Below are 9770 nucleotides of genomic sequence, written 5' to 3' on the forward strand. Positions count from 1 at the left end.
CGATAGGACAGTTTGTCGCCACCGCGGCCTTTTCCGCTGTCGTGCCACGCCCTAATCAGTCCAAGGGTTGTGCAAGAGTTGCGAGCGCTTCAGTTTCGGTCGTAACAGGGGATCTCCGCACCAGTAGATGGCCAGGTCGTGGCTAGGCGACCAGTAGCCAATCTGCCCGGCTCGGTAGTCGTTCTGTCCGTGCCCGCCGGCAAGTTCTCGTGGCAGCGTCCCCGCTTTCTCCCGGCCGCCCAGATCGTGCACGGTGATCGACAACGGCAACAGCGACGCGAAATCGCGGGCCGTCGCCTTGTCGTAGAGGAGAGCGGTGGCGCTGGCCCCGCCAGCAGTGAGCCGTAAACGCGTGACGGAATCCTCCTGGCCGGGTCGTGATGTGGTGCTCGCCGTGTCGTTCGCGTGCCCGGTCGAGGGCGATCCGCAGGCAGCCACGACGGCCGCTGCGACCAACAGAGCCCCCTGTAACAACAGGATGCAAATGCTTGAGGGACATGCTCTCTGGACGTGTCAAGCCGTCTGGCCGCCGTCGGCGACAAGAGCATGGCCCACGACGAAGGAGGCAGCGTCCGAGCACAGCCAAAGCACGGTCGCCGCGATGTCGTCAGGTGTCCCCATGCGTCCGATGGGTTCTTGGGCGATGACGCGTTCCCGTCCTTCGGCAGTGCCTCCGGAGAATCGGTCCATCATTGCGGTGTCGATGATTCCTGGGCAGACGGCATTGATGCGGATGTTGCGTGGCGCGTAGTCCAGGGCCGCTGACTTGGTGAGGCCGATGATCCCGTGTTTTGCGGCGGCGTAGGCGGCTTGGTCTTTGAAGCCTTTGACTCCGGCGCCAGACGAGGTGTTCACGATCGCGCCGCCGCCCTGCTCGAGCATGACCGGGATCTGGTGTTTCATGCACAGAAAGACCCCGCAAAGGTCGACGTCGATTATTCGGTTCCATTGGTCCTCGGTGATGTCTGCTGCGGCGGCGAGGGGTTGTTCAATGCCGGCGTTGTTGAAGGCGATGTCGAGGCGGCCGAATGCTTGGATCGCCTTGTCCAACGCCGCCCTTATCTCTTCTGCGCGTGTCACGTCACAGCGGACCGCAAGGGCCCGGCCACCGAGTTTCTCGATCGAGCGCGTCGTTTCGTGAGTCCCGTCTTCGGCGATGTCGGCGAGGACCACATTCGCGCCCTCGCGGGCGAAGGCCAGCGCGGTGGCCCGGCCGATCCCGCTGGTGGCGCCGGTGACGAAGGCGACTTTGCCGCTGAGGATTCCGTTCTCACTCGTTGCCACGAGCTTCTCCAGTCTCGTTGATCACAGCGTGAGGAGGACCTTCGTGGCGGTGCGCTCATCCATCGCCTTGTAACCGTCGGCGGCCTGGTCGAGCGGTAGGGAGAGGTCGAACACCCTGCCCGGGTTGATCTTTCGGTCCCAAATCAATTGGATCAGATCCGGCAGGAAGCGGCGCACCGGTGCGGGACCGCCGTGCAGGTGCACCTCGGCGAAGAACAGCTCATCCGCCGGGATCGACACGCCTTCGTGGGCGACGCCAACGAACCCGATGTGCCCGCCAGGCCGGGTAGCGCCAATGGCCTGCTGAAACGACTCCTGAGTCCCGACAGCCTCGATCACTGAGTGCGCGCCGAGGCCGTTGGTGAGTTCCTTGATCTTCGCCACGCCCTCCTTGCCGCGCTCTTCGACGATGTGGGTGGCGCCGAACTCACGAGCAAAGGCCTGCCGGTCGGCATGGCGTGACATGGCGATGATCCGCTCGGCGCCCAGCTGCTTGGCGGCCAACACACCCATCAACCCGACGGCGCCGTCACCGACCACGGCCACGGTCTTACCCGGGCCGGCCTCGGCGGCGACGGCGGCGAACCAGCCCGTTCCGAGGACATCGGAGGCCGCCAGCAACGAGGGAATCAGCTCCGCGTCCGGCTGGCCAGGTGTGGCGACGAGGGTTCCGTCCGCGTAAGGGATGCGGGCCTTGTCGGATTGAGTCCCGACCGACTGCGCCACAAATTGCGCGTTCACGCACCGCGACGGGTACCCAGCTCTGCAGATCTCACAGGTTCCGTCGGAGATGACAAATGAGCCGACCACGAAGTCGCCCGGTTGGACGGTCTTCACCTCCGAGCCGATCTCCTCGACAACACCGACGTACTCGTGGCCCATCGGCGTTTGGTCGACATCCTCGACACCCCGGTAGGGCCACAAGTCCGACCCGCAGATACATGTCGCCGACAAGCGGATCACTGCGTCGGTGGGATCGATGATCTTGGGATCCTCGCGTTGCCCTACGCTCACATCACCGGGGGCGTTCATGAACACTTGACGCATTGCTTAGTCTCCTTCATCGGGGTGCTAACCAAGCACCATGTTGCGATCGCCTACGGCGACGTCTGCAGATTGTTCTGGAAGAAGGCGGTCAACTTGTCGTACGGAATGAGGTCGACCCGGTCGTAGAGATCAACGTGGCCCGCACCGGGAACGACGTAGAGCTCCTTCGGCTCGGCCGCTTGCTGATAGGCATCTTCACTGAATTCGCGGGAGTGCGACACGTCGCCGGTGATGAACAGCATCGGACGCGGTGAGATCGCCTCGATCTCCTCGAACGGGTAGAAGTTCATGAACTTGAGGTTGCTCGTCAAGGTCGGGTGCGTGGTGGTTTCCTCTGACGCGCCTGCAGGGAGGTAAGCCCCTCGAGAAGTCCGGTAGAAGTCGTAGAATTCACGCTCGAGAGGGGTCGAGTCGGCCGTCAGTTCATGCACCGTGCCGCTGGTGTACTCCGTTGGCCCTCCCGCGAACTCGACATCGCGCTGCTCGGCCGCGGCTGCGATTGCTTGCTTTCTCTGCTCGACCGATTGTGAGTTCCGAAGACCGTCGCGGTTGGCGGCGCCCATGTCGTACATGCTTACTGTGGCAACGGCTTTGATACGCGGGTCGATCTTTGCAGCGCTTACGACGAAGCTACCGCTGCCACAGATCCCGAGTGCGCCGATCCGCTCGTCGTCGATGAAGTCTTGGGTGCGCAGGTAGTCGACCGCGGCGCTGAAGTCGTCGGCGAAGATCTCTGGCGCGGCCATGTTGCGCGGCTGACCGTCACTTTCGCCCCAGCCCGACAGATCAAAAGACAGGGCGACGAATCCCTGCTCGGCCATCTTCGTGGCGTACAGATTTGCGCTCTGCTCCTTGACTGCGCCCATGGGATGCCCGACGACCACCGCCGCGTTCTGGGCGCTGCGATCCAAGTCGTTGGGGACGAACAGGTTCCCCACCACGTTCATGTCGTACTGGTTCCTAAAGGAAACCTTCTCGACGGTAACGGTGTCGCTGGTATAGAAGTTGTCCGCACCGTTGGACATGTCGCCGGCCGGCAGGTTTGACGGCCGCTGACCAACCGACACCGAGGCTAGGGTGCCCCGTTCGGATTCGGCGGCTTGTTCGGACCTGGTGCAACCCGCTGCGGCGAGGACGCCGACTAACGCGACACACCCGGTCAGCTTGATCAGGCCACGGCGTGTGGCATGCATGAAAGAGCTCCTAACAATCCTTGGGCAGAAGTCTGGACTGGCTGCCCCGTCCACCTACCAAACCTCTTTGCGCGGCGGTGAGGGAGTCCCGGACGAAAGGTGTATTGCCAGGACATCCCAGGCGCCGCAGAACCCTCGTACCGTGGTTGCCATGGACAACCGCCCCGAGGTCCGCGAGTTTCTGACCTCGCGACGAGCCAAAATCACCCCGCAGCAGGCCGGTGTGCCCGTGACCGGCGTCCGCCGAGTGGCCGGGCTGCGCCGCGGGGAAGTCGCCGATCTCGCCGGGATCAGCATCGAGTACTACAGCAAGCTGGAACGCGGCGCGCTGGCAGGCGTTTCGGCCTCGGTCCTCGACGCGATCGCGCGCGCCCTGCAACTCGACGACGCCGAACGTGCCCACCTGTTTCACCTTGCCCACGCCGCCGACGGCACCAGCGCCGGCATGCGCCCGCGACGGCGTCCTGCGAAACGCTGGACGCCGCGGCCCAGCCTGCAATGGGTGCTCGACAGGTTCACCGCCCCAGCGATCGTCCGCAACGGCCGGATGGATCTGCTCGCGGTCAACCACCTCGGGCGGGGCATGCACTCGTCGCTGTACGACAGCGATCCGAGCCGCCACCCTAACTTTGCCCGCTACACCTTTCTCGACGACGACTCCCGGCGCTTTTACCCGAATTGGGATGAAGCCGCCGACACCTGTGTCGCAATCCTGCGTACCGAGGCCGGCCGCGACCCCTTCGACAACCTGCTGCATGATCTCGTCGGCGAACTGTCCACCCGCTCCGAGGATTTCCGCCGCCGGTGGAGTGCTCACAACGTCCGGTATCACGGCGCCGGGACCAAATACTTCCACCATGACGTCGTCGGCAACCTCGAGCTGGCCTACGAAAGTGTCGACATGATTTCCGAGCCCGGACTCACTCTCACCTTCTACGCCGCAGAACCAGCCTCCCCGACCGCGCACGCCCTCGACCTGCTGGCCTCATGGACCGCCGACCAGACGACAGAAACGAAAAATCCGACACACTAACCGCGCCCGTGAGAGCCCGCCACAGTTCGTGCGAACGGAGCCGTCCGGATCCTTCAAACCCCGACAACACAGCTCACCCGCGCCGCGGGCGGACCTCTGGCGCCATCCACCAGCCGCAGTTCGATCGTCACACATGGCGCCAGCGCAGCCATGGCATTGAGCAACTACGCGTGTCTCACGAACCTGGCGGATCCGCCATCGCTCCGCCATCATCCCGTTAGATTCCGGCACGGGTTCGTGAGAACCTACAGCCAGTAGCGCGCACTGTCATATACGTCATTGAGATGACCTCGGAAATGGGAACACGACACTAAAAATGGGAACCGACAACAGCCGGCAGCAGCAGCAGCAGCAGTAGCTGACGAGATCCAAGGAAGATTGACAAGACACGCCTGCCTACTTTGACAGGACTTCGGCGTGTCGCGGAAGCTTGTTAATCTTCGCTGCAACGGCGGCTCCAGGTCAGTGACTTTTGCGGATCGTCATTCGCGGGGCGACGTGCGTACGCCATGCGCTCCAGCCACCGACCTCCAGGCCCCTCCCTAGGCACCGACACCGACACATCACCCAAGCGGGCTACCACTTCCCGTCGGTGACCGCCTCAGGGCTGACCCCGCCGAGTGCGATCACAGTGCCCGGGTCGACGGGCACAAACGGATCCTCTTCGGCGCCAAGCTTTTTGCCGACACTCTCAACGCGCTCCAAGATCTCGGCTGGGGCGAGGTCGCGGGCATCGGCGTCATAAAAATCGAACCATGGCAGACGGGCGCGCACGTAGTCGTCCCGGTCGACCGGCGTCGGGGGCGGCACCTCTCCGGTGATGGCAGTCCACTGCGCGGCCGAACACAAGTGGACGAACACCCGCCGGGCACCGCTCTCGTCGTACTCGGCGCGCTGCCGGTCATCGGCGTACACCTCCTGCCGCATCCGCCCACCGGCCCCCAACCCCATGCTCGCCGAGGCCAGCGGGGGCGGGGCACCCAACACCATGTCCTCGCAGCATTCCCGGCGCAATGCCTGTGCGGCGAGCCACTCCGCCAGCGCCTGCGGGGTCAGACCGACGGCCCGCAGTTGGACTCCGCCATACACCTCCCGCCCGGTGACCTGCCCTTCGACTGTGGCGCCCGAACCGAGGGGCACCGCAACGAACTGACGGATGAATCCGTCCCCGGCGTTGATGCCGTCCAGCCACGGCTGATCCGGCAGCGCCACGTAATTCTGCCGGTCACCAGTGAGGTGCTCGATCCAGGGCAGGCCGCTGACCGCGCACACCTTGCCGACGCCCACCTGCAGAGCAGTAGGTTCGGAAGCATCGAACGACAGCCACATCGCCTCGCGCTGGTAGATCGGCAGCATGACCCCGCCACGAGACAGCCACTCGGCTGGTGCGGTGTCGGGGTAGTCCGCAACTCCGCGCAGCGGAAACCGGCCCAGACCGGGCGGCAGCGGATGCAACCCCGTCTCGGGGATTCGCAGCGTCCGCTGAAACTCCACCGTCACCGGCCCCAGCACCAGCTGGTCCCTGACGATCTTTACCGGCGCCCTGCCCGTCATGACTACCTCCATCTCGGCGTACCGCCAATAGGGATAGCACCAGGCACCGACACACCCGCGCATGTAGTTTCGATCCGACCGCATGCCTTCGGTAGCACTCGCGTACCTCATCGCACGGTTGCCCAATCAGCGGATTGTCCACGACCCGTTCGATCGCTCGCTGGATCTCACGCACGTACGTCTCGGCCTGATCGTCGCTCCAACGCTCGCAGGTGTAGTCCCAGATGTCCTCCGGGTCCGCCTGCGCGGCAGGTGACAGCACATACGTGCTCACCGCCCACGCGGTTCCTCAGCCCGCTTTCGCGATACAAACTCATCGACGTCGAAAGGCGTCGACTCGCCACTACGTTCACCAGCGATCAGGGACTGGCGCAGCGCACGCAAGCGCGTCTCGCGATCCTCGAGTAGTCGCAGTGCCGTGCGCACGACGTCGCTGGCCGAGCGATAACGGCCAGACGCGACCTCCTCCTCGATGAACGCGCTGTAATGCTCGTCCAGGCTGAACGACGTGTTCTTACTCACGCGGCCGCGCATACCAATTATTGGTACCCACGCGGAGTAGTCGATATCGGCCGTTCAACACTTCCTTGGCCTATCACCCCGCGCTCCGTGCACTCCGACTTTCGTCAGGAACGCGATTTGATTGGCCGCCCTATCGATGGTGAGGAAAAAGCAGTCCCGATAGCCAGACTTCCGAGTTGTGGTGATCCTGCTCTGCACCCCAACCCGCAGAAGGAGCTGCATCACGTCCTCGATGAGACGTCGGCTGGTTGACGCGTAGTAGACCCTGCCCTGCGATGTCTTCGCATCCCAGCGCACCGAATACCTGATCGTTCGGCAATGCGAAAACCTGTTGGGGGAGGAACTTCTCGTGACTACGGAGCCCGAAGAGGCCGAGGCGGTCGAGCCACTCGGCGATGGGATTGCGCCTTCCGTGCGTAAGTCGGTACGGAGCTGGAAGCCGCAGTGTTGTCACCCGCGCCGCCGCGTACTCGTCGCGAATCGGCGTCACTTCGAAGTGCGACGCCGGCGATGGTCACCGCGACCAAATTCGCTTCATCAATCGATGCATACCGAATGGGTTGCCGCTTGACGCACGAACCATCGCCAATCATGTGTGCCAGCAGGACCACCTCACAGTCGTGCATTCTCGCCGTCTGAGTGGGTTCTGGCAGCCGACGTACGACAGCCAGTCGGTCGCCTACGCTCATGTTCCCGGCCGGTTCCCAACCAGTCAGCTTCAGGACAGACTGATCGGAACCGATTATCAGCTGCCGTCCGGAAGCCAACCGAGTATCGACGGCTTCTCGGCGCACTACAAGCCCACCACGGCTGAGTCGACGCGCGACTAAGCGCTTGCGCTCGTCCAACTGACTCGCGGATATCTCAACCCCGTTGTCAGCGCTCACTATTCGTGCATCAACCGAAACCGCCGCCATGACTCGATGTTAGTGACGGGGACTGACATCCAACCCCCGCGGAGCTGAGTTCCTAACGCCAGCAGTAACATCGGTGGCATTGTTGTTGCACTTACGCTGGTGTAGGTTCTCGCCGCCGACGGCATCTGGCCGTGCCATGACCTTGCGACTTGTCGCCGTGTCTCACCGCGAAAGCGACGGGTTTGTCTCACGAACCGCTTCATTTCCCACGACGCCCGAGGGCGCCTTAGCTTAGTCGGTTCGATCAGCTCGGCGCCCTTCGACGGCGGCCCATTGCCTCCCCGAGCAAGGGCGGCGGTGGCTCGGGCACGGGCGTGCAGATTGTGGATCTTGCGGGCGTCGTCGGTGTCCACGAGCCCGACGACGTGCCAGGGGTGCTGCGTCCCTTTCGGCGTGCCGACGTCTGTATGTGAGCAAGCGGGAAGATCCCGCGCACCTATCTGAACGGAACTCACATGAACATTCGTGCAATCGCGACGAGGACAATTGCGGGAATCGCGCTGGCAGGCGCGCTGACCGGCGTCGGTGCCGGCGTGGCCGCCAGCACGGCGAACGCCAAGCCCGGGGTTTGCGCCAGCTATGACAAGCAGGAGAACCATCTTGTGATAGCCCTTTCTCAGTATGCCGAGGTGGAGGACTGGGACGGAGTCAACTACTACTGGGGCAAACTCGAAGCCCTCAACCAGCGGGCCACCAAGGCTGGCTGCCGCAGTTGAACCCACTTCTGATCCGGGGTGGTGTGGACCCTCATGGCCGCACCGCCCCGCGGCATGGAGCTGGAATGAGCGGAGGCCGATGACGCCGCTGCTCGGCCATTCTCCGACAACGGTTTTGAGAATGCGGGCTGTGATGGGCAGTGCGATCACCACCGTGCGGAACCAGGTGGCCGATGCGTTTACCCCGAGCGGGCATGCGTGACTAATAGCGGATCATTTTCTTCCCCTTCGGTTGACGGCTCGTCGGTCGGTTTCGGCGAGATCCCAAGTTCTGATGCCGGAACTTTCGGAAGGACTGTGCACGCTGCAGCGGTGCGTCCCGGCGGCTTACCGGGCGTCAGAACAGGCGTCAACACTGAAAGGAGTGACCATGTCCACCACACGAATCCAGCTCGCGCTGAACGTCGATGACGTCTCCGCGGCGACCGCGTTCTACGAGAAGATGTTTGGCGTAGCGCCGCACAAGGTGCGCGACGGCTACGCCAACTTCGCGATCGAGGATCCGCCGCTAAAGCTGGTGCTGATCGAAAAGCCCGGCGCCGACGAGAGGCTCAACCATCTCGGCGTCGAAGCCGACACAGCTGAGCAGGTCGTCGCCGCGCAGGAACGCTTTACGGCCGCCGGCCTCGAGATCGACGTCGCCGAGCATGACGTCTGCTGCCACGCCACGCAGGACAAGGTGTTCGTCACCGCTCCCGACGTGCCGCTGGGCTGGTGGGCGTTCTACACCGTCACCGACGACAACCCGGCGAACCCCGACGCCGCAACCTCGTCGGTGTGCGAGGCAAGCTGCGCGGCCAACGATTCCGTCGAAAGCACCTGCTGCGCCTGACATGGCCAAGATGGCGGCCGCGAAAACGCCTCCCCCGTCGGGGCCGGCCATCCACATTGCGCTCAACGTGAGAACCTAAGAAGGAGAGTCGAAATGACCAGCATCGACATCGATACCGAGACTGACCGCGCGCTGAAGGCTAGGCACCGCGCAATCTGGGCGTCCGGGGATTATCCGAAGGTGGCCACCGATCTGATTGCGGCACTGGGCCCGACGATCGTCGCCGCGGCCGGAATCACCAAGGGACAGCGGGTACTTGACGTGGCGGCGGGAAACGGCAACGCCTCAATCCCCGCGGCCGAAACCGGCGCGTCCGTGGTCGCGTCCGACCTGACCCCCGAACTGCTCGACGCCGGCCGCAACGTAGCGGCGGCGCGCGGCGTCGAGGTGGAATGGATCGAAGCCGACGCCGAGGCGCTGCCGTTCGGCGACAACGAGTTCGACGCCGTCATCTCGGTCGTCGGCGCAATGTTCGCACCACACCACGACCGGGCCGCCGGCGAGATGTTGCGAGTGTGCAAGCCGGGAGGCGTCATCGCCATGATCAACTGGACACCAGAGGGTCTGATCGGGCAACTGTTCGCAACCATGCGTCCCTACGCGCCGCCACCACCGCCGGGTGTGCAGCCGCCGCCGTTGTGGGGCAACGAGTCTCACGTGAGAAGGCTCTTC

Annotated in this window: 11 protein-coding genes and 1 pseudogene; 4 read left to right on the forward strand and 8 right to left on the reverse strand. The window is 63.9% G+C overall.

Annotated elements, in window-relative coordinates; translation table 11 throughout:
- Positions 1-51 precede the first annotated feature (51 nt).
- The 4 genes from ACRDU5_RS03730 to ACRDU5_RS03745 are packed head-to-tail and all read right to left on the reverse strand — an operon-like array spanning position 52 to position 3524.
- A complete protein-coding gene (locus ACRDU5_RS03730) occupies positions 52-456 on the reverse strand; it encodes a cyclophilin-like fold protein (protein WP_526612920.1) in 405 nt (134 codons plus the stop codon).
- 57 nt (positions 457-513) lie between these two features.
- Positions 514-1284, reverse strand: coding sequence for an SDR family oxidoreductase (locus ACRDU5_RS03735; RefSeq protein ID WP_526612922.1), 771 nt, complete (start codon positions 1282-1284; stop codon positions 514-516).
- A 21-nt stretch (positions 1285-1305) separates the two neighbouring features.
- Positions 1306-2331, reverse strand: a complete 1026-nt coding sequence (locus ACRDU5_RS03740; RefSeq protein ID WP_526612923.1) for a zinc-dependent alcohol dehydrogenase family protein — start codon at positions 2329-2331, stop codon at positions 1306-1308.
- Positions 2332-2381: 50 nt separating this feature from the next.
- Positions 2382-3524 (reverse strand): alpha/beta hydrolase, encoded by a 1143-nt coding sequence (locus ACRDU5_RS03745; RefSeq protein WP_526612924.1) that lies wholly within the window; start codon positions 3522-3524, stop codon positions 2382-2384.
- A 151-nt stretch (positions 3525-3675) separates the two neighbouring features.
- Between ACRDU5_RS03745 and ACRDU5_RS03750 the strand changes: the two genes are divergently transcribed.
- Positions 3676-4557 (forward strand): helix-turn-helix domain-containing protein, encoded by an 882-nt coding sequence (locus tag ACRDU5_RS03750; RefSeq protein WP_526612925.1) that lies wholly within the window; start codon positions 3676-3678, stop codon positions 4555-4557.
- A 576-nt stretch (positions 4558-5133) separates the two neighbouring features.
- Here the strand turns inward: ACRDU5_RS03750 and ACRDU5_RS03755 are convergent.
- The 4 genes and pseudogenes from ACRDU5_RS03755 to ACRDU5_RS03770 all read right to left on the reverse strand — a co-directional run bounded on the left by ACRDU5_RS03755 (position 5134) and on the right by ACRDU5_RS03770 (position 6930).
- Positions 5134-6111 (reverse strand): hypothetical protein, encoded by a 978-nt coding sequence (locus ACRDU5_RS03755; RefSeq protein ID WP_526612927.1) that lies wholly within the window; start codon positions 6109-6111, stop codon positions 5134-5136.
- 85 nt (positions 6112-6196) lie between these two features.
- Positions 6197-6385 (reverse strand): annotated as a pseudogene (locus tag ACRDU5_RS03760) (type II toxin-antitoxin system RelE/ParE family toxin); the annotation flags it as partial.
- Positions 6382-6633 carry a type II toxin-antitoxin system ParD family antitoxin gene (locus ACRDU5_RS03765; protein WP_526612935.1) on the reverse strand — a complete coding sequence of 84 codons (252 nt, stop codon included), beginning with the start codon at positions 6631-6633 and terminating at the stop codon, positions 6382-6384. The gene ACRDU5_RS03765 and the pseudogene ACRDU5_RS03760, both read right to left, overlap by 4 nt.
- Positions 6634-6687: 54 nt before the next feature.
- On the reverse strand, positions 6688-6930 hold the full coding sequence (locus tag ACRDU5_RS03770; RefSeq protein WP_526612929.1) for an LAGLIDADG family homing endonuclease: 243 nt from the start codon (positions 6928-6930) through the stop codon (positions 6688-6690).
- Positions 6931-8005: 1075 nt separating this feature from the next.
- On the opposite strand from ACRDU5_RS03770, the gene ACRDU5_RS03775 reads away from it, so the two are divergent.
- The 3 genes from ACRDU5_RS03775 to ACRDU5_RS03785 form a co-directional block, all read left to right on the forward strand.
- Positions 8006-8266 (forward strand): hypothetical protein, encoded by a 261-nt coding sequence (locus ACRDU5_RS03775; protein ID WP_526612930.1) that lies wholly within the window; start codon positions 8006-8008, stop codon positions 8264-8266.
- A gap of 370 nt (positions 8267-8636) precedes the next feature.
- Positions 8637-9098: an ArsI/CadI family heavy metal resistance metalloenzyme gene (locus tag ACRDU5_RS03780; protein WP_526612932.1), complete on the forward strand. Its 462-nt coding sequence runs from the start codon at positions 8637-8639 to the stop codon at positions 9096-9098.
- Positions 9099-9191: 93 nt separating this feature from the next.
- Positions 9192-9770: methyltransferase domain-containing protein (locus ACRDU5_RS03785; RefSeq protein WP_526612934.1), on the forward strand; the 579-nt coding region annotated here is incomplete at its 3' end.

This window comes from Mycobacterium sp. (assembly GCF_050701515.1).
Classification (GTDB): Bacteria; Actinomycetota; Actinomycetes; order Mycobacteriales; family Mycobacteriaceae; genus Mycobacterium.